The sequence below is a fragment of the Glutamicibacter sp. MOO4 genome (assembly GCF_056934395.1).
The window spans coordinates 2,539,099-2,557,025 of sequence record NZ_CM167800.1 but is presented as its reverse complement, the minus strand read 5'-3'; the positions used below and the strand labels follow the sequence as shown (position 1 = coordinate 2,557,025).

18 protein-coding genes are annotated in these 17,927 nt (G+C 55.0%); 7 read left to right on the top strand and 11 right to left on the bottom strand.

From position 1 onward, the window contains the following. The first annotated feature begins 46 nt into the window (after positions 1 to 46). The gene (locus AC1Z3F_RS11950; protein ID WP_483565811.1) at positions 47 to 505 is read left to right on the top strand and encodes a GatB/YqeY domain-containing protein; all 459 of its coding nucleotides are present in this window, start codon (positions 47 to 49) and stop codon (positions 503 to 505) included. 156 nt (positions 506 to 661) lie between these two features. Here AC1Z3F_RS11950 and AC1Z3F_RS11945 read toward each other — a convergent pair whose 3' ends face one another. The 3 genes from AC1Z3F_RS11945 to AC1Z3F_RS11935 all read right to left on the bottom strand — a co-directional run bounded on the left by AC1Z3F_RS11945 (position 662) and on the right by AC1Z3F_RS11935 (position 4,399). Then, positions 662 to 1,429 (bottom strand): DUF2786 domain-containing protein, encoded by a 768-nt coding sequence (locus AC1Z3F_RS11945; RefSeq protein WP_262199204.1) that lies wholly within the window; start codon positions 1,427 to 1,429, stop codon positions 662 to 664. 415 nt (positions 1,430 to 1,844) lie between these two features. Next, complete coding sequence (locus AC1Z3F_RS11940) at positions 1,845 to 2,513, bottom strand: IclR family transcriptional regulator (RefSeq protein ID WP_483565810.1); 669 nt, start codon at positions 2,511 to 2,513, stop codon at positions 1,845 to 1,847. A 188-nt stretch (positions 2,514 to 2,701) separates the two neighbouring features. Further along, on the bottom strand, positions 2,702 to 4,399 hold the full coding sequence (locus AC1Z3F_RS11935; RefSeq protein WP_483565809.1) for a purine-cytosine permease family protein: 1,698 nt from the start codon (positions 4,397 to 4,399) through the stop codon (positions 2,702 to 2,704). Positions 4,400 to 4,672: 273 nt separating this feature from the next. On the opposite strand from AC1Z3F_RS11935, the gene AC1Z3F_RS11930 reads away from it, so the two are divergent. Beyond that, a complete protein-coding gene (locus AC1Z3F_RS11930; protein ID WP_483565808.1) occupies positions 4,673 to 6,568 on the top strand; it encodes an FAD-dependent monooxygenase in 1,896 nt (631 codons plus the stop codon). Positions 6,569 to 6,648: 80 nt separating this feature from the next. Here the strand turns inward: AC1Z3F_RS11930 and AC1Z3F_RS11925 are convergent, their stop codons facing one another. Both AC1Z3F_RS11925 and AC1Z3F_RS11920 read right to left on the bottom strand, forming a co-directional pair. Next, positions 6,649 to 7,233, bottom strand: a complete 585-nt coding sequence (locus tag AC1Z3F_RS11925; protein ID WP_483565807.1) for an RES family NAD+ phosphorylase — start codon at positions 7,231 to 7,233, stop codon at positions 6,649 to 6,651. A 29-nt stretch (positions 7,234 to 7,262) separates the two neighbouring features. Then, positions 7,263 to 8,033, bottom strand: a complete 771-nt coding sequence (locus AC1Z3F_RS11920; RefSeq protein WP_483565806.1) for a hypothetical protein — start codon at positions 8,031 to 8,033, stop codon at positions 7,263 to 7,265. 488 nt (positions 8,034 to 8,521) lie between these two features. Between AC1Z3F_RS11920 and AC1Z3F_RS11915 the strand changes: the two genes are divergently transcribed. The 3 genes from AC1Z3F_RS11915 (at position 8,522) to AC1Z3F_RS11905 (ending at position 10,978) form a co-directional block, all read left to right on the top strand. Next, the gene (locus AC1Z3F_RS11915; RefSeq protein WP_483565805.1) at positions 8,522 to 9,199 is read left to right on the top strand and encodes an Abi family protein; all 678 of its coding nucleotides are present in this window, start codon (positions 8,522 to 8,524) and stop codon (positions 9,197 to 9,199) included. 150 nt (positions 9,200 to 9,349) lie between these two features. After that, entirely contained in the window at positions 9,350 to 10,069 is a 720-nt protein-coding gene (locus AC1Z3F_RS11910; RefSeq protein ID WP_483565804.1) for an AAA family ATPase, read from the top strand. A gap of 81 nt (positions 10,070 to 10,150) precedes the next feature. Next, positions 10,151 to 10,978, top strand: a complete 828-nt coding sequence (locus AC1Z3F_RS11905; protein WP_483565803.1) for a PspA/IM30 family protein — start codon at positions 10,151 to 10,153, stop codon at positions 10,976 to 10,978. Between the two features lie 73 nt (positions 10,979 to 11,051). On the opposite strand, the gene AC1Z3F_RS11900 is transcribed toward AC1Z3F_RS11905, so the two are convergent. The 3 genes from AC1Z3F_RS11900 to AC1Z3F_RS11890 are packed head-to-tail and all read right to left on the bottom strand — an operon-like array spanning position 11,052 to position 13,863. Beyond that, positions 11,052 to 11,915, bottom strand: a complete 864-nt coding sequence (locus AC1Z3F_RS11900) for a DUF4097 family beta strand repeat-containing protein (protein ID WP_483565802.1) — start codon at positions 11,913 to 11,915, stop codon at positions 11,052 to 11,054. Further along, positions 11,912 to 12,601, bottom strand: a complete 690-nt coding sequence (locus AC1Z3F_RS11895; RefSeq protein WP_483565801.1) for a response regulator transcription factor — start codon at positions 12,599 to 12,601, stop codon at positions 11,912 to 11,914. The genes AC1Z3F_RS11900 and AC1Z3F_RS11895 overlap by 4 nt, the downstream gene beginning before the upstream one ends. After that, complete coding sequence (locus AC1Z3F_RS11890) at positions 12,589 to 13,863, bottom strand: sensor histidine kinase (RefSeq protein ID WP_483565800.1); 1,275 nt, start codon at positions 13,861 to 13,863, stop codon at positions 12,589 to 12,591. The genes AC1Z3F_RS11895 and AC1Z3F_RS11890 overlap by 13 nt, the downstream gene beginning before the upstream one ends. A gap of 220 nt (positions 13,864 to 14,083) precedes the next feature. On the opposite strand from AC1Z3F_RS11890, the gene AC1Z3F_RS11885 reads away from it, so the two are divergent. Continuing rightward, a complete protein-coding gene (locus AC1Z3F_RS11885; protein ID WP_131089309.1) occupies positions 14,084 to 14,923 on the top strand; it encodes an SGNH/GDSL hydrolase family protein in 840 nt (279 codons plus the stop codon). 4 nt (positions 14,924 to 14,927) lie between these two features. Here AC1Z3F_RS11885 and AC1Z3F_RS11880 read toward each other — a convergent pair whose 3' ends face one another. Then, positions 14,928 to 15,350, bottom strand: coding sequence for a VOC family protein (locus tag AC1Z3F_RS11880; protein WP_483565798.1), 423 nt, complete (start codon positions 15,348 to 15,350; stop codon positions 14,928 to 14,930). A 203-nt stretch (positions 15,351 to 15,553) separates the two neighbouring features. Then, entirely contained in the window at positions 15,554 to 15,976 is a 423-nt protein-coding gene (locus tag AC1Z3F_RS11875) for an acyl-CoA thioesterase (protein ID WP_131089307.1), read from the bottom strand. A gap of 209 nt (positions 15,977 to 16,185) precedes the next feature. On the opposite strand from AC1Z3F_RS11875, the gene glsA reads away from it, so the two are divergent. After that, positions 16,186 to 17,214, top strand: coding sequence for a glutaminase A (gene glsA, locus AC1Z3F_RS11870; protein ID WP_131089843.1), 1,029 nt, complete (start codon positions 16,186 to 16,188; stop codon positions 17,212 to 17,214). Positions 17,215 to 17,216: 2 nt separating this feature from the next. Here the strand turns inward: glsA and AC1Z3F_RS11865 are convergent, their stop codons facing one another. Then, positions 17,217 to 17,822 (bottom strand): TetR/AcrR family transcriptional regulator, encoded by a 606-nt coding sequence (locus AC1Z3F_RS11865; RefSeq protein ID WP_131089306.1) that lies wholly within the window; start codon positions 17,820 to 17,822, stop codon positions 17,217 to 17,219. Between the last annotated feature and the right edge of the window lie 105 nt (positions 17,823 to 17,927).

Genomic DNA, 17,927 nt, shown 5'->3' with positions numbered 1-17,927 from the left:
AAAGCGAGTAGAGTTTCAAGCACACGTACTTTGAAAGCGAGTCCCCATGAGTTTGAAAGATCGCCTGCGCGAAGACAGCATCGTCCACCTGAAAGCAGGCAACGAGCTGGAGAAGACCACCCTACGCAATATCCTCAGCGCTATCGGCACTCGTGAGAAGTCAGGGAAGAACCCTAGCGAGCTGAACGATCAGGACGTAGAGAATCTGTTGCGCAAGGAAGTTGGCAACCGCGAGGAAACCGCCGAACTGGCTGCCAAAGATGGACGCACCGAGCTTGCCGAACGTGAATTGGCAGAAGCAGCATTCATTTCTACCTACCTGCCAAAGCTGCTTGATGAAGCCGAAGCTCAGAGCATCGTTGACAAGGTGATGGCAGAACTCTCTGCTGATCATGAGTTGACCATGAAAGATATGGGACAGGCCATGAAACTGGTCGGTGCCGAAATCGCCGGCCGCTTTGACGGCAAGGCCGTATCGCAGATGGTTCGCGACAAGCTGGGCTAATAACGCCGAGAAGTAGTGATCAGGGTCGTTCTTCGGAACGGCCCTTTGTCATATCTGCTGTTGTGCAAGGCCAAAGAAGACGAAGAACTGCCAGAAGAAATTTCCACTTAGAAAATCTAACTCGGAATTTTGGGGCAATATTTCCAGTAAGAGACCTTAGCTAGCAACTTCTCCCGCAGGCCCGTTGGACTCAACATCTTTGCCAAAGCCAAGATCCGCACGACTTCCCGCGACCCGTCCGGCCAGGGCAGCGTTCAAGCTACCGGAGGCTGCGCGATTACGGCTGCGACGCAAGGATGGATATTTTTCGCTGACAAATTCGTCAACCTGTTCCTTGCGACTAACGAGGACAAGTTCGGTACCACTGCCGCTGTGTTCGCTTTCCTCTTGGTAAAGCCCACGAATGCGCTCAGCAACTTGCAGATAAAAACTTCGCTGAAATTCACGGCGCTCAATGACCTTCTCAGAATCGGTTCGATCCCAAGCGATGTGTCGGCCTTCTTCACTCCACCAGTGACTCATCGCGAGGCTTGCCTGAATTACTAATGAAGAGAACAGGTTTTTCACGGTACTGACGTCTGACTCATGACCAATGATGTACAAACGACAGAAGTTCGAATAGTTCGTCTGCAGCAGAGTCACGGTGCGGAAAGCATGCCCGACGGTAGCTAGCCCGTCGCGTTGTCCTAAGCGGTAGGTACCTCTCATATCGAAGCGTTCTTCAATGATCGGTTCTTTTTTCTTGTCCGGGCCGGTGGCCATGGCATCAAGTTCTGCACGGCCAATACCGTAACGAACCATGAGGCGCTCAGCATGCTCTTGGAAGGTCTGGGCTTCAGCGGGGAAGTTGGTGTTTTCAGCCTTATTAAGCAGTAACGCGATGCGTTCTTTGAGTCGCTGAAGCTTGTGTTCAGAGGTGCTCATGACGCCTTCTTTCCGGGCTTTGCTTCGGGCAACGAAGCAAGTTTTGTGGGTTCATTGCCCCAGTGTGGCAGGAGAGTGAAAATACTGCTTGACGGGCTGTGGGTAACTGTTTGGCAACGGCTCTAGCCGGTAGTGATATCCGCGCGTAGAGTGAAGGCACCAAGCAGGTCCAGCATGCCCCGCGACCCTGGTTCGGGGGCCATTTGAGAAGAGGTTCTGATGGGTGATTTTCGGACGTACACCATGGAAGAGCGGGGCACTTACTTAGCTCCTTCCTGCCAACGTTGTGGACAGCATCGCCACATCGTGTGGGAAAAAGTTGAAGGCACCGAAACCTACAGGCCACGTGATGCTGGATGCTCCAATGAGGCCTGCACTGCCTAGGTGCTGATGAATCAACCCATCACTCAGGTGCTTAGTTCAACCGAATCCCCAACGCCTCCGAGATACGTTCGGAAGCGTTGGTGAGCACCTGGGCGATGTGCTTCTCATCCAACTCTAGTGGCGGATAGATGACCGCGATGGCCGCCGGTTTGTTCTGTGGCAGCAATAGCGGAACAGCAATGGAGGTCAGTCCCGGGATGACTTCGTCGTGGCTGGATTCAAAGTTCTTGGCTGGGTACTGTTCTGGGTTCAGTTGTGAACGGATCACTCGGCCAGGTGCACCATTATCAATGGGGTGACGAGTGCCGGGGCGTTGAGCCACCGTGGCATCGGCCATTCGAGGTTCCGCGGTGCTCAAGGTGACAGCAGCTTCAACATCAAAGACCACCAGGATGGCGGTCATGCGCAGTTCATCAGAAACTGTTGCCAAGTGTGGCGCCGCTGCGGACTGCAAAGACTTGGCGACATTGCGTGCCAGTGCGCCGAGGCGTGCTCCGAGTTCAAGATCGCCTGAAGCCAGACGTTCTACAAAGCCGTACTGTTCAAAGGTCTTGACCAGGCGGTAGGCCATGGAGCGGTGGATCCCGAGTTGCGTGGCAAGCTCAGCGACACTCAGTGGCCTCTGCGATTCACCGATGAGGGTCAGCGCTTCTAGTCCGCGGCCCAAAGTTTGGGACCCGCCTTCGGTGGATTTGGTCATAACTTCATCATTTCATCTCGTCCGCGCCTTGAGCGACAAGCTACTTAGTCGTCCGAACTATATTTGCTCACAGCCTAGCTCAATGCTTTGGCTTGGCCTGCTTTGAACTTAATCAGAAGCCAAAGGCCCGCCCCACCAAAACTTGGTGAGACAGGCCTTATCTGCGAAGCATGACCGAAAGGAAGCTGTTAGCGGATGGGCGGATCGGCTGGCAACAGGTGCTCGCCGGTTCGGTCCGTAGCCAGTGCCAGTGAGGAGATGTACTGCAGTTCTCCGTTCGGACCAGGGACCGCCGAGGCCAGCATGTCTGGACGCTCGAAGCGCAAACCGGTCACGCAGCAGGTGTAGAGCTCATCGCTCGGGTTGCCTTCAGCATCCAGTAGTGCGCTGTTGATACCGTCGTCGCTGCGGCGCAGGTAGTAACGGCCCTTGGTGACGATAGCCAAAATCGGTGGTAGGAACAAGGCCAGAGCAACGGCCACCAGTGGGCTGAACGGCTGGAGCTCAGGGCCGAGCAGTCCGAAGAAGACCGCGATGGAAGCGATGGCGGAGACCAGCATCGAAACGAAGCCCACCGGATTGACCGCGTAAAGCATGCCACGACGGAATTCTGGCACCTTGGGGGAGAGCTTAAGCAGATACTTGTTGATCGCAATGTCGCTGGCCACGGTGACCACCCAAGCCATCGCGCAGTTCGCGTAGAAGCCAAGCACGGTATTGAGGAAGTCGAACATATTCGATTCCATCAGGATCAGGGCGATGCCCAGATTGACCAGCACGAAGACCATGCGGCCGGGATAGGTTTTGGTCACGCGGGTAAAGGAGTTGGTCCAGGCCAGTGATCCCGAGTAGGCGTTGGTGACGTTGATCTTGATCTGCGAGATGACCACAAGAACCACGGCCAAGCTCATGGCCAACCAGGCCGGCATCATTTCACGGTAGACACCGAGGAACTGGTGCACCGGCTCGTTCGCGGTAGCCGAGGCCTGCGGATCCAGCGTGGCAATCAGGTAGACAGCAATGAACATACCGGTGATCTGTTTGATCGCACCGAAGATGACCCAACCCGGGCCGCCAAGAATGACTGCGGTCCACCATTTGCGTGCGTTGGCTGAAGTTTTTGGTGGCATGAATCGCAAGTAGTCGATCTGTTCTGCGATCTGAGCCATCAGCGAGAGGCACACACCGGCGGCCAGCATGGCCGAGGCGAAGTTCACGCCCTCGCCGGTGCCCTGGGCACCGGCGTAGTTCACAAAGTTATCTACGGATTCGGGGTGGCTAGCCACAAGATACACCATGGGTACAACCATCAAGATCAGCCATAGCGGCGTGGTCCACACCTGTAGTTTGGCCAAAGTCTTCATGCCGTAAATAACCAGCGGGATGACCATAAGCGTTGAAATTGCATAACCCAGCGCCTTAGGGATTCCGAGTCCCAGCTCCAGACCCTGGGCCATGATGGCACCTTCTAAAGCGAAGAAGATAAAGGTAAAGGTCGCGAAGATGACATTGCTGACGATTGAACCGTAGTAGCCGAACCCGGAGCCACGGGTGATCAAATCCAGATCAAGGTTGTAGCGGGCCGCATAGTAAGCCAGCGGGAATCCGGTAACGAAGATGATGACCGCTGCGATGAGCACACCGGTAATTGCGCTCGCCGTTCCGTGGGCCAAAGCGATATTTGCGCCAATGGAGAAGTCCGCGAGGTAAGCGATACCGCCCAGTGCGCTGGTGGCCACTACCGAAGGAACCCATCGACGGTAGGAGCGTGGTGCGAACCGGAGAGTGTAATCCTCTAAAGATTCCTTGGCCGCATTCAGTTGGTCTTGCCCGGCAGTAGCGCCGGCGACTACCGGTGTCTGCTGTTGTTCATTCGTCGCTGTCATGTTCCTCAGCTTATGGATCTGATGTTTCGCCGATTGCTGTCGTTCTGTGTCCGGCACGTAAATTACGTCCGCCCCACGTGAACCCTTGGTTACGTGGGTGACTACCCAACTCCGCGTGCAGTCTGATTTATGGTTCTGGGTTGGTTGCTCAGGAAAGAGGTCAAGGAGCATGGTGTAAGTGGTCGCATGAAGCTACACTTGCTTCTATAGTTAGAACAGTGTCGCAACTATAGAGACAATGACGTTTTGCGGCACAGAACTAGGAGTCGGGTAATGCAGATTCACCACCGGGGATATGTTTCGGGAGATCCACGCGTCAAGAAGGCCGCAGGTTATGGGATCAATCGAGCAACGGATATTCCTGATCAAATGGACGTGCTGATTGTTGGCACCGGCCCGGCTGCCTCCGTGGTGACCGCTCAGCTTTCTCGCTTTCCGAGCATCAACGCTCGCGCCATCGAACTACGTCCCGGTCGCCTCGATGTAGGCCAAGCCGACGGCATCCAAGCCCGTTCGGTGGAAACCTTCCAAGCTTTCGGCTTTGCCAATGAAGTTATTGAAGAGGCCTACCGAAATGTGGAGATGTGCTTCTGGACCCCTGATCCGGAAAATCCTGCCAACATTAAGCGCCACTCACGGGCAGCCGATGACGCCAACGGCATTAGCGAATTCCCTCATATCTACGTGAACCAAGCACGCATCCTTGACTACTTCCTGCGCGATGCAGAACGTGCTCCGGGCAAGATCACCCCGGACTACGGTGTGGAATACCTCGGCTGCGAAATCGACCCTAGCGCCGAATACCCGGTGACCGCGACGATCAAATATGTTTCCGGCGAGCGTGCCGGTGAAGAGCGCACCGTCAAGGCTAAGTACCTGGTTGGTGGCGATGGTGCCCGCAGTCAGGTGCGCCGCTCGCTGGGCCACAAGCTGCATGGCGATTCGGCGTTGCATGCGTGGGGCGTTATGGATGTCATGGTGAATACCGATTTCCCAGACATTCAGGTTAAGTGCTCCATCCAGTCCCATGATGCGGGCAATATTCTTTTGATTCCCCGTGAGGGAGGCTATCTGGTCCGCTTCTACGTTGACCTAGGAGAGCTGAGCGCACAGGACGCTGGAGCGGTCCGTAATACTCCGGTGGAAGATATTGTGGCCACCGCCAACCGCATCATCCACCCGTACACCATGGACGTGAAAAACGTAGCGTGGTTCTCTGTCTATGAGGTGGCGCACCGCATCACCGATGGCTTTGATGATGTCTCGGATCAGGAGCGTGGAACCCGTGCTCCGCACGCTTTCATCATGGGCGATGCCTGCCACACGCACTCGGCCAAAGCCGGTCAGGGCATGAATGTGTCCATTCAAGACGGCTTTAACCTCGGTTGGAAACTCGCCGCAGTGCTCGAAGGCCGTGCACCCGAAGCGCTGCTGGATACCTACGCCGAGGAGCGCAAGGTGATTGCCCAGAATCTAATCGACTTCGATAAGGAATGGTCCTCACTGATGGCCAAGTCGGTAGATGACTGGGAAGACCCAGACGAACTGGAAAAGTACTATCTGAAGACTATGGAATTTCCTGCCGGCTTCATGACCCAGTACACCGAATCCGCCATCACTACCGGTGTGGAACACCTGGAGCTGGCCGTTGGATTCCCGGTAGGTAAGCGCTTCAAATCGGCTGAGGTGATTCGCCGAGCCGATAACCGTTGGCAGCACCTGGGTCACCAGCATGAGGCCGATGGACGCTGGCGAGTTTACGTCTTCGCTGATGCCGCAGCTCCTGCGCTTCAAGGCACGGCCATGGCTGACTTCGCCGCCTGGTGGGAGACGGATCCTGCTTCCCCGCGCAACCTCTACACTCAGGTTGAAGGAGATCAGGACGCGGTCTTTGATACCAAGGCCATCTACCAACAGGACTACACCGAGGTTGAACTGCATGATGTGCCCAAGATCTTCCAGCCGCTGAAGGTGCCTTTTGGGCTGCACGATATCAACCAGGTATTTGCTGCCGGACATGGACGCGATATCTTCAGCGAACGCGAAATCAGCCGCGATGGTGCCATCGTCGTGGTTCGACCAGATCAGTATGTCGCTGGCATCTTCCCGCTTGATGCCCGTGAGGAAATCAGCGAGTTCTTCGCCCGGAACATGCTGCCGGTGTCCTGAAGCTGAATTCGATACCTACCTAAGGCGCCATTGCGGATGGCGACTTTTTAGGGCGAGGGTATCAACAGCGGAAGCCCTCTCTAAGCCATGAGAATTTCAACTTCCACGCCTGCGAGGTAATCAACAATTCTGTCGAATCCCGGACCGGCTGCGTAGATACGTCCTTGCTCCGGCACAATACCTAAGTCTCTGTCGGTCACTCTGTCGCCAAAAAAGACGTAAGCGCGATCAGTATTTCTTCGATTGCTCATCCACACTAGTCCGTCAAAACCTGCGGCGTGGGCAGCTTGTGCCCACAGAACTGTGCGGTGATATTCCGAGGACATTGTTCCAGTTACGTGCCTTGCCTCGGTACCAATTTTCCGCAAACCGTCGCCCATGAAGGACGCCAGTTTCAGGACTCGGGTAGGCGTTATTTGCGCGCAGACCTTGTTCTTGACGTCGTCATACAGCACATACCCTGGCCCCGGCGGCACATCATGCAATATGGTTTCGCAGATTGCGGCCTCTTCGGTTTCTGCCGCATACAGTACGGGGACTAGGGGATCGTCAAAGAAAGCGAAGCGGCTTGGGGACCCCAAACCCGGGTTGAATTCCATGGGTCCAGTCCTCCGGTTACTGAAAACTCGGTAAAGCTGCACATCTGGCTGGAGCTCATAAGTCATCGGATCAAATTGATCACCCGGTTCACGATTCACCATTGGATTTCAAAGGCCTGTTTTGCGACCTCCAGAACTCGCTCAGGATCCGAGAATCTATCAACCGGACGGTCACCATCGAGATATCCGGTGGGCCGAATGATCCATAACGCCAAGCTCGATTCGCTCCGCCCAGCGGCTTGGGCCAGCGCGATCAGCTCTTCGATCACAGGAAGAATTGCGTGCTCTGTCCTGTCGAATTGGTAGCCCGGATAGCGCAGCCCCTTAGGACGTTTCACCGCAATCAACTTCCCTTGGGAACGCTGATTTGATGCATAGGAGCGATTAGGCGAATCGGAACCGACAAGATCGGAAACCTCTGTGCTGGTGAGTAGACCGAACTCGCTCTCAAGCTCACGCCAAGCGTGTTCGGTTGCAGCGCTCGCGCGGGCCAGCTGCGGTGACACGGATGTAGGTATCTTTGCCAGGGCTGGGCCCAACGCGGAAAGGCTTTGCTCCATCTCGACTGCGATACCTACGAACGATGGATCGCTACGATCTTCTATGCCTGCTTTATGGTCTTCATCCTGCAAACGATGATTGTGCCGGACCTTCACGGCTACACCTTCGAAAGCCTCGCTCGCTTTGTTGGTGATGACTGTTCTTTGCTTAACAGTGATCCCACGCAGGCTTTGATCGTCCTGCGCCATTTTCTGATCCAGGGCAGAGCGAAACTCTCCAACTAGCTTTCTAACGCCGGTTGCTTTCGATCGCACGATGGCCTTGGGGGCCCGTCTTTTCGAAACTGATCGCTTTGGGGTGCTCATCGCATCCTCCTGACGGTATGTACATTTACTCTACGCGTCAGGAGCGTCAGTGAGAAGAGTTGGAGCGAGGAACGCATGTTGAAAGTGCGTGAAACAGACTCGTCTTGTCATACGGGTTGGCATTCTGGGGGCATGAACCCGTTCCTTGATTTCTTGCCGATACGCCACATCGAAGAGCATCCCAAAGAGCCCATGGACCGTACCGCTTGGGCGTCCTAGGTCCAGGGCGTGCGCCAAGTCTTGGGATAGCTACTCCCTGAAAGGAATGTCTGAGGAGAATTAAGTACAGGTCCGTGGCGTCAGTTCAAGAGTTCGTTGACAGCATCTACGGCTACTTATGCACATAATTTGAACCTTGCCCTGATCAAACGGACATAACCCTGAGAGCATGAATTAAAAGCAGAACCCCGGCCGTCTGATCGGTCTACCAAAAGACTACAGGGACGGTTCCGGGGTGTTCTCTTCCATTCTAAACGAGGTGGTTATCGATGGGCAACCTACAATCCTGGGACTTTTACGAGTTTCACTTTGGGGCTGCGCGTCTCAAACACTATTTAGCTGAAAGCCATGACGTACAAAGCCAAGCAATGCTCCTTTATGAATGGAACTCCGATATCTCCGCGGCTTTTTGGGAATCGCTGGGCCACCTAGAAGTCGGGCTGAGAAACGCCATTGATCGACAGATGAATTTACGACATGAAGCTAAAGGGCGATCAGGAAATTGGATTTTTGATGATTCCCGAGAGCTAGGACGTAACGCAGGCAGGGGACAGCGAACTCACGCCTATCCATACGCCGATATTGATACAGCAATTTCTCGTGTACGTAGGAACCTTATGCCTATTGACCCAGGACAGATCATCTCTGAAATCTCGTTCGGGTTTTGGCACCAAATGGTTTCGAAAAGTCAGATGTTCCTGTGGCCGGACCTCGTTGCGGCCTTCCCCTATATGAAAGGACGCAATCAACTGCTAGTCAGCACCAAAGTTGGAGAACTACGCGAGTTGCGAAACAGGATTGGGCATCACCACCGAATCTGGGCCTCAGATCTGGATCAAAAATTTGAGGACCTCGTTGCTCTAGCCGGTTACATACATCCAGATTTCGGGCGTTGGATCAAGGTCGAAAGCCGAGTGCCACTTATTCTGTCGGAGCGGCCCATATAACGCGGGCCGATGTCATGCGGCAGGCCACGCAAGCACCCAGTACCAACTTTCATTTACTGACAACCAATGTGCAATGGCCTCGTCATGCGCAGTCCCAGATCCGACGCCCGGCAAATCGTCCTGTCGTACCGGGCTGATATTCTCTGTGGCATGAACGCGTTCTTTGATTCCTTGCCGATACGCCGAATCTCAGAGCACGCCAGAGAGCCCATGGATCGTTCCGATTGGGCGGCTCAGATCCCAGCGGTACAACAAGTCCTGGACGACGGTCTGGAGCTGGGGCAGCTGACCGTGTTGGTTGGTGAAAACGGTGCCGGCAAATCAACGCTGGTTGAAGGTATCGCGGCGGCCTTCGGGCTGAATCCAGAGGGCGGAACTCGCGATTCCATGCACCATACACAAATGACCGAATCAGGGTTATCTTCGCACCTGCAATTAGAACGCGGAGCCGGGGCTTCGAAGGCAGGGGTCTTTTTGCGTGCCGAAACCATGCACGGACACTTCGCTTATTTGGGTTCCGTCGGCACGCGCGGCAAGCACAACTTCCAGAGCCATGGTGAATCCTTCATCGAATTCTTCACCCAACGCTCCAGCATCAACGGGCTCTGGGTTTTTGACGAAGCCGAATCCGCGCTCTCCTTTAACGGCTGCCTGATGTTGCTATCGCACATTTCCGATCTGCTGCGCAGCGGATCCCAAGTCATTCTCTCCACCCACTCACCCATTCTCGCCTCGCTGCCGCAGGCAAGAATCTACGAAATCGGCCAGTGGGGGATCCGCTCGGCCAGTTATGACGACTTGGAAATGGTCAGCAACTGGCGTTTATTCCTTGATGCACCAGGACGCTACCTGCGCCACTTTGACGCCTAGGTTCATCGAATTGGCCTTCAGTTATTGAGGCGCGCACTCTTCCCCTAAGCTTTTAAGCAAAGGACAACGAAGGGACGCACCATGGCACAGAAGCGCTCAATTTGGGCTCGAATGTTCGGAATCGGCAAAGCCAACGCCAACGCGGCACTGGACGCCCTCGAGGATCCAAAGAAGATGCTGGACCAGACGGTCCGCGACTACACCAATAACATTGCTCAGGCAGAGCAGGCTGTTGCCCAGACTATCGGCAACCTGCGCATGGCCGAGGACGACTACGCCAAGCTACAGCAGGAATCCACCGAGTGGGGTTCCAAGGCCGTCGCTGCCTCCAATAAGGCCGATGAATATGCTGCCGCAGGAGATGCCAGCAGCCAGCAGAAGTTCAACCAGCTAGCCACCGTTGCTATCCAGCGACAGATGGATGCTGAGAAGAAAGCTACTTCGCTGCAGTCGACCATCGCCACCCAGCGCGACGTAGTAGATAAGCTCAAGACCGGTTTGAACACCATGCAGGCCAAGCGCCAGGAACTGGTGGCCAAGCGCGATGAGCTGGTGGCTCGTGCACGCAACGCCAAGACCCAGAACCAGATGATGGACACCATGAAGGCTTTGGACTTCAACGATCCATCCAGCGAAATCAGCCGTTTTGAGCAGAAGATCCGCCAGGACGAGGCCAAGGTCCGTGGTGCTCAGGAACTCGCAGCTTCTTCGCTTGACGCGCAGTTTGCTCAGCTTGAAGATCTAGGTGCGGCTTCCGAAATTGATGCCCGTTTGGCTGCGCTGAAGTCCAGCAACAATCCTCAAGATGTCATCGAGCAGGCACCGGCTGATCCTCAGTTGGAAGCAGCTGCGCCAGATCTTTCAGAGGTTGAAGCTCGTTTGGCTGCTTTGAAGAACAAGCAGGCCTAGGCTTTTCTTTAGACACAAACAGCATGGGCTGCAGATGATCAAATCTGCAGCCCATGCTGTTTTTGTTCTCGGATTAGTTATTCCAAGGACCAGGACCAGAGTCCTGCGGGTAGAAGGTGGCATTGCCAGCCGATACATTGACCGAGATCTTATTCGGTGAATCCATATCCGTTGCTAGTTTGTTGCTCACGTCCCCGGCTGAGACATCTTGACGCAGGTCATAGGTGACGTCGGGGAGCTCAAGTTCCAAGGAACCGGCGCTGACTTCAGCGTTGATTTGTTTCGGTGCCTTGCCGGATAGGGTGCCTTGAAGCTGCCCCGCGGAAATATCAAAGTCAGCTTGTTCAACATCCTCTAAGGACACTTCAGCGTCTCCTGCTCCGATCTGCACTTTGGCGTTCTGCGCGGTTCCGGACAAGTCCAAAGAACCTGCACCAACTTCAACCTCGAGATTCTTATAGGAACCGACAGCGTTAAGTTCACCGGCGGAGAGGTCAAAGTAGGCATCCATACTTCCATCATTCATGGATTCAGGTAGCGTGAGCACCGCTTTATTTTCATAGGAACTGCAGCCAAAGAAGCACCAGTTACCCCATGAATCCGGAGAATCAACGGATAACTTGTTGCCTTCGCGCTTCAGCTGCCAGTCCTGAGAATCCGAGCTATCCACTTCCAAGGTAGCTTCTTGGACCTTGGCAAAGTGCAGATCAAAGCGTCCCGAACCGGCACTGATCTCTAAGTTGGTGACACCGGCAACGTCGGCACTCTGTGTGGAGTTTTCACGGCTCAAGGTGGCAAAGGCGCTACGTGCGGAGCTGATCAACAAGGTGAGGATCACCAGCGCACCAATCACAGCGAGAATGATATTCAGTGCAGTGCCGTTGCCGTTAGACGTAGGGGGAACCGGCGGCCTCGTCGTGGTTTGTGTATCAGTCATGATCCGTTCCGATCTGTGTGGTTGCTGCCCAGATTTTGCATATGTGCCAGGGCGGCCAGCACACGCCGGTTGCCCGTTCCGTCGGCCTCTAAGCCGAGTTTCTGGAAGATGGAGGTGATGTACTTTTCAACACTGGCTTCCGAGAGGAAAAGCAACGCAGCAATCGCTTGGTTGGATTTTCCCTCGGCCACCGCGGCCAAGACACTGCGTTCCCTATCGGTCAGTCGTTGCATCCGGTCATCATGATTGCGGCGGGTTAATAACTGAGCGACAACTTCCTGATCCAGGATGGTGCCGCCGGCAGCGATCTGTTCCAACGACGCAATGAACTCACTAACATCAGCCACCCGGTCCTTGAGCAGGTAGCCAATGGCCCCGGACTGAGTGGAGATCAGCTCCGAAGCATAGCGCTCCTCAACGTATTGGGAGAGCACCAGCAGCGGCAGATCCGGATAGGCTTTGCGCACTTCAAGAGCTGCTCGGATGCCTTCGTCGGTGTAGCTCGGCGGCAGCCGAACATCCAAGATGGCGATCTGCGGGAAGTCTTCGGCATCCACCGATTCCAAGAAGCTCATTAGCCCGGTGGCGTCGGGTAGGTCCACCACCACACGGTGACCGCTGTGATCCAGCAAGCGCACCAGTCCTTCGCGCAGCAGCACCGAATCCTCACAAATTAGTACGCGCATGGCACGCTCACTTCCACTGTTGTTGGTCCGCCGGCCGGACTTTGCAGAAGCAGGGTTCCACCGGCAGCCAGCACGCGGTTATTGATTCCATCTAATCCGCCGCCGGCAGTGATGTGGGCGCTGCCCACGCCGTTGTCTTCAACTCGTGCCCACAAATGTGGCTGACCGTTCGTTTCGCGCACCCTTACGGTTACTTGGCAGCGTTGGGCTCGTGAGTGTTTGGCCGAGTTGGTCAAGGCCTCAGCGATGGCGAAGTACACGGCTGCTTCTGCCACCCGCGGGTAGCGACCTTCTAACTGCACATCAAGCTGGACCGGAATATGTGAACGTCCGGCCACCGCCGAGAGTGCTGCGTCCAGGCCACGATCATCGAGCACTGAGGCGTAGATGCCTCGGGTCAGTTGACGTAGCTCGGTGATGGCGGACTTAGTGGAGGCATGAGCTTCGGCCACCAGCTCTTTGGCCTGTTCGGGGTTGGAATCGATCTGCTGATGCGCCAACCCCAAGGTCATGGCCACGGAGACCAGTCGTGGTTGGACGCCGTCGTGTAAGTCGCGTTCGATCCTAGTGCGTTCCACTTCGGCAGCACGCACCGCGCCTTCCCGCTGTACCGCGGTGCTGCGTACCCGTTCGGTGAGCGCGGTTTCCCGGGCTAAGGATCCAATGATGCCAACGGTGATGCTGCGGTGCAGGAAAGCTAAGGCGATGACTATGCCTGCGCCGGCGATGGCCAGGAGCATCAGCCATGGGGCCTGGTTTACAGGGGTGTCCACGTTGAACGGTCCGGACACTGTGTCTGTGCCGGTGAGCGGAGCGAAGGAAAGAATCGCGAAGTGCACACTCCACTGCAAAACTCCGAGCATTATGGTGCCGGTGATGCAGGAAAGCACCAAGCTGCCCAGCGCCGCCCACATGCGTGAATCGGAGACCGCCCGGCCAAGGGTGCGGATAAAGCCGCCAAAGTCTGGACCGCGTCGGGCCGGCCAGCGCAGTGGCACCGCATCAATGCCGTACAGTCCGCCGATTCGTGAAATTTCAAATCGGGCCACAACGAACATCGCGCCGAGCAAGCCAACAAGTACAAGCAGGCCAATACCGAGCAGTGGAATGAGCCCAATTCCTAGGGCCAGCCAGGTAACCAGCAGGCAAAGCCCGATGACACCGAAAGTGCCCATCACTGCTAGATGTAGCAACGTGAAGCCTAATCTCAGTGGTGGGCGGGAGCGCGTAGTTCCCGGGGAAGACAGTGATGTCGAAGTCATAATTCAACAGTAGATTGCGCAGATCAGCGCCGATACACAGGGAACCATACAAGTTCATTATGGAAAACCCGAAGTATTTGGCTTCAGCGACTTGGTAGCCAGCCGGATGTCGGGACTGAACATGTGCAAGGAGTTTTTGACTGCGTGCTGATTCCAGCATTTACCCGGTGTTCAACTCGAATCTGATCGCCATGCACATTGACCCAATAGCGTCTTTAGTATGGGACGGCTATTTATGGCGCTAGGTGATTCCTTCACCGAAGGAGTAGGGGACTGGGAGCCTCGGTTACCTAACGGGGTGCGCGGCTGGGCGGACCGAGTGGCCAAACAGCTGTCTAAAGCGGATCCGCAGTGGCAATACATGAACCTGGGGATTCGCAGCCGCCGACTTGAACAAATCATTGAAGAACAGATCCCTGTGGCCCTTGAGCTCAAGCCGGACGTGATCACTTTTTACGCTGGCGGAAACGACATCTTAGAGTTCCGCAAAGACATGAGATTTTTCCTTGAACGATATTCGCAGGCAGTGGATGACCTAGTCTCCACCGGGGCCAAAGTACTGTTGTTCACCGGATTTGATATCCCAGTACATCCGGTGCTGGCACCGTTTAAACGTCGCAACTGGCGGTTTAATGACTGCGTGCGTACGCTGGCGCAAAAGTATCCGGAGAGTGTCGTGCTGGTGGATTACTGGCAATGGGATGCCTACCGAGACCGGCGCATGTGGGATATCGACAAGCTGCATATGAATCGTGCGGGCCATCGTTATATGGCCATCCGAATTCTTGAGATTTTAGAGTCTGAGCACCAGTTGGAATTTGACCCGCTGGCACATGCCGAGCGCGCGGGATTCTGGCAGGCCACCCAGCGGGACGTGGAGTGGTTGCGACAATGGGTGCTACCAATGTTTGGTCGACGGATGCGCGGAGTGACGTTGGGGGACGAGCTTGCACCACGTTGGCCAGAACCCATGTACCCGGCCAAGGGCATGAAAAAACAATTCCGCAAGCGCCGCGCCTCGTTCGTGGCGCAGCCTTTGCGGAATTCAGAAGTTTCTTGAGTACTTAGCCTGCTGGAGCTTCCATGGCTTCAGGGCTCATCCAAGCAATTTCCCACACGTGTCCGTCAGGGTCCTGAACTGCTGCCTGATACATGCCCGGGAATGGTTCGCTGGCTGGACGGTAGGTCTTGCCGCCGCCGGCCTGAGCGCGGGAGACAAAATCATCCACGCCTTCACGAATCTCGGCGGTCAGGGAATTGAGTGCTTCGCGGAATCCTGAATCCAGTCCTGGCTTATCGCCATTGACTAGGAAAGTAGCGAAGAATTCTTGCTTCAAGCTCATCACAAAGATGTTTTCATCGATAACCCACGAGGTTGCATGATCATCGGAGAAGGTGGGGTTCTTGGTGAATCCAAGCGCTTCGTAGAACTTGTCTGCTGCGGCCAGATCTGCGGTTGGCAGATTGACGAAAATCATTTGTCCCATGGTGATGCTCGCTTGTCTCTATGCGGGTGATATCTAACGGCAAGATCTACTTTGCGGGATGCTGCCAGCTAGATCAAGTGCTTTGCCTCAACTGCCATGGACAAAGCACAAGACCTCGACCCGAACACATTAGATGTGTTCGTGATCGAGGTCTTGGAAGCACCCTGAATGCAGTGTGGGATTAGGGTCTTTGGTACTGAAAGTTAGATGAGCGCAGTGGTGATTTCCAGCGGGATGCGATCCCGGGTGTAGGTGATGTGGTCGAAGCCGTGTGGCTGTGGCTTACCGTCTTCACCGATATTCACAAACACGATCTTTTCGATGGTCAGGATTGATTCCTGCGTGAAGATGTTGCGTACTTCTGCACGCAAGGTGATCGAGGTGCGACCGAAGTCGATGGCCGTGAGGCCCATTTCAATGAGGTCGCCTTCCTTAGCCGAAGCAATGAAGTTGATCTCGGACATGAACTTGGTGACAACATGCTTGTTGCCCAGCTGGATGATGGAGTAGATCGCCGCTTCTTCATCAATCCATCGCAAGAGGCTACCGCCGAATAGCGTGCCGTTTGCATTCAGATCTTCTGGGCGAACCCACTTACGCGTATGAAAAGTAATACCCTTAGCCATACTCAAAATGCTAAGTCAGATACGGGTCATTGCGCTGTTATGTGATCCACACTGTCGCCGAAAACACATAGCCTTACCGTGGAACCGGGCCTTGTGCTAGCGATAGCGTTCTTTAGGTTGCGACTTTTGGTGCCAATAGGCAGAGCTGTTGGTAGTCTCAAGTCAGATAGGCATGATTAGGCATTTTTTAGAAGCAGAGGCAGGTGGCATTGAACTATCCTTCGGAAGGCAATAACGAGACCATTCCTACGGATTTTGACGACGTAGTTCAGCAGGTATCTACCGGTGCGCTGAAAAATGACCAAATCGACAAACTGCTCAAAGAAGCCCATGAACGTTACGCAGATGTAGATGAAGGCCTGCTGGCGCACTACATTCCGATTCTCGGACAAGCGGACCCAGGACTCTTCGGTATCGCTATGTCGCACGTGGGTGGCTCGATGCACTCGGTGGGCGACTGCGCTCATCCATTCTCCATTCAGTCGATTTCTAAGATGTTCGTTTACGCGCTGGTCCTTCAGGAACATGGGCGCGAAACGGTTCGCGAACGCATTGGCGTGAACAACACCGGAATGTCCTTCAACTCGGTGATGGCTGTTGAACTCAATAATGGGCACCCAATGAATCCGATGGTTAATGCTGGCGCAATTGCCACCACCTCGTTGATTCCGGGAAAGACGGCAGCCAAAAAGTGGGAGAACGTGCAGGAAGGTCTCTCCGCTTTTGTTGGTCACTCGCTGAGCTTGGATGACGAGGTGTATCACTCCGAGTCCTTGGCCAATGAGCGCAACAAGGCTTTGGGACGTCTGCTCAAAAGCTATGGTCGGCTAGAGGATGACCCGTTCGATGCCGTGGATGTTTACACAAAGCAGTGCTCACTGAACGTCACGGCACATGACCTAGCCATCATGGGCGCAACCCTGGCCGATGGCGGGGTGAATCCGGTGACCGGCAAACGAGTGGTGGATGCCGATGTTTGCCGCGATACCTTGGCTGCGGTGGCATCCAACGGACTATATGAGCGCTCCGGTGAATGGCTCTTTGAAATTGGTTTGCCAGCAAAGTCTGGTGTTTCCGGTGGCATCGTTGCAGTGGCCCCGGGTAAGGGTGCTATTTGCTCGTTCTCACCACCTCTAGATATGGCGGGAAACTCGGTGCGAGCTCAGTTGGCTATCGGTCAGCTTTCGCGTGCCATGGGTTTGAACCTCTTCGCTTCTGCGCCCAGCCTACTGCGCTGAACTCAAGCAAGTGAGCTCTGAAGACCGTCCAAGATGATGTCCAAGCCGAGTCGGAACGTTTCCACGGAGCGGTCCTGAACATCTTGGCCTGAGTCCAAGGCTTGCCTGAAGGCGGTGGAGACCTCGGTGTCGGCAACCCAGACTTCACTCGGGGCTGCCGCGTCGAGGGCTGAGCCCAGGACGAAGGAATCAATAATGGTGATCGCTTGCAACCGCTGTTTTGGTTCAAAACCGGCAGCTGCGAGGGCTTCGGCCAAGGCATCGTAAACACGCAGTGTGGTGCTATCGCGCACCGTATAGCTGGTCATCAACGGGATGAGCCTCGGGTGCTTTGAATACGAAGCCCAGTACTCGATGGCGATTCCTTGAACGGTGTCTTGCCATGAAGAATTCTCTAGGTCAGGCAGCTTGATGGCAGACATCGCTTGGCCACGCATCAACTCAATGATTTCATCGCGACCCTGAACGTGGTTGTACAGCGAGGAAGCGGAAACCGACAAAGCCTTGGCTAACTGGGGCAGGGTGAAATCTCCGTGGGCATCCACTAATTTCAGGGCTGCCTTAGCGATGGCGTCGGTGCTCAGCTTGGGTTGTGATGGCCGGGCCATACTCACTCCTGTAGGTGGAAATCTCTTGACATGAGCATACACAAAATAAACGAAAAGCATTCGTTAAACCTCTTGCTTTCACCCCGCGGAAGCATCTACGCTATA

Bases quoted from the DNA above. Each gene is read 5' to 3' on its own strand.
- AC1Z3F_RS11950 (WP_483565811.1), top strand. From the start codon at position 47: ATGAGTTTGAAAGATCGCCTGCGCGAAGACAGCATCGTCCACCTGAAA.
- AC1Z3F_RS11945 (WP_262199204.1), bottom strand. From the start codon at position 1,429: ATGAGCACCTCTGAACACAAGCTTCAGCGACTCAAAGAACGCATCGCG.
- AC1Z3F_RS11940 (WP_483565810.1), bottom strand. From the start codon at position 2,513: ATGACCAAATCCACCGAAGGCGGGTCCCAAACTTTGGGCCGCGGACTA.
- AC1Z3F_RS11935 (WP_483565809.1), bottom strand. From the start codon at position 4,399: ATGACAGCGACGAATGAACAACAGCAGACACCGGTAGTCGCCGGCGCT.
- AC1Z3F_RS11930 (WP_483565808.1), top strand. From the start codon at position 4,673: ATGCAGATTCACCACCGGGGATATGTTTCGGGAGATCCACGCGTCAAG.
- AC1Z3F_RS11925 (WP_483565807.1), bottom strand. From the start codon at position 7,233: ATGACTTATGAGCTCCAGCCAGATGTGCAGCTTTACCGAGTTTTCAGT.
- AC1Z3F_RS11920 (WP_483565806.1), bottom strand. From the start codon at position 8,033: ATGAGCACCCCAAAGCGATCAGTTTCGAAAAGACGGGCCCCCAAGGCC.
- AC1Z3F_RS11915 (WP_483565805.1), top strand. From the start codon at position 8,522: ATGGGCAACCTACAATCCTGGGACTTTTACGAGTTTCACTTTGGGGCT.
- AC1Z3F_RS11910 (WP_483565804.1), top strand. From the start codon at position 9,350: ATGAACGCGTTCTTTGATTCCTTGCCGATACGCCGAATCTCAGAGCAC.
- AC1Z3F_RS11905 (WP_483565803.1), top strand. From the start codon at position 10,151: ATGGCACAGAAGCGCTCAATTTGGGCTCGAATGTTCGGAATCGGCAAA.
- AC1Z3F_RS11900 (WP_483565802.1), bottom strand. From the start codon at position 11,915: ATGACTGATACACAAACCACGACGAGGCCGCCGGTTCCCCCTACGTCT.
- AC1Z3F_RS11895 (WP_483565801.1), bottom strand. From the start codon at position 12,601: ATGCGCGTACTAATTTGTGAGGATTCGGTGCTGCTGCGCGAAGGACTG.
- AC1Z3F_RS11890 (WP_483565800.1), bottom strand. From the start codon at position 13,863: ATGACTTCGACATCACTGTCTTCCCCGGGAACTACGCGCTCCCGCCCA.
- AC1Z3F_RS11885 (WP_131089309.1), top strand. From the start codon at position 14,084: ATGGGACGGCTATTTATGGCGCTAGGTGATTCCTTCACCGAAGGAGTA.
- AC1Z3F_RS11880 (WP_483565798.1), bottom strand. From the start codon at position 15,350: ATGGGACAAATGATTTTCGTCAATCTGCCAACCGCAGATCTGGCCGCA.
- AC1Z3F_RS11875 (WP_131089307.1), bottom strand. From the start codon at position 15,976: ATGGCTAAGGGTATTACTTTTCATACGCGTAAGTGGGTTCGCCCAGAA.
- AC1Z3F_RS11865 (WP_131089306.1), bottom strand. From the start codon at position 17,822: ATGGCCCGGCCATCACAACCCAAGCTGAGCACCGACGCCATCGCTAAG.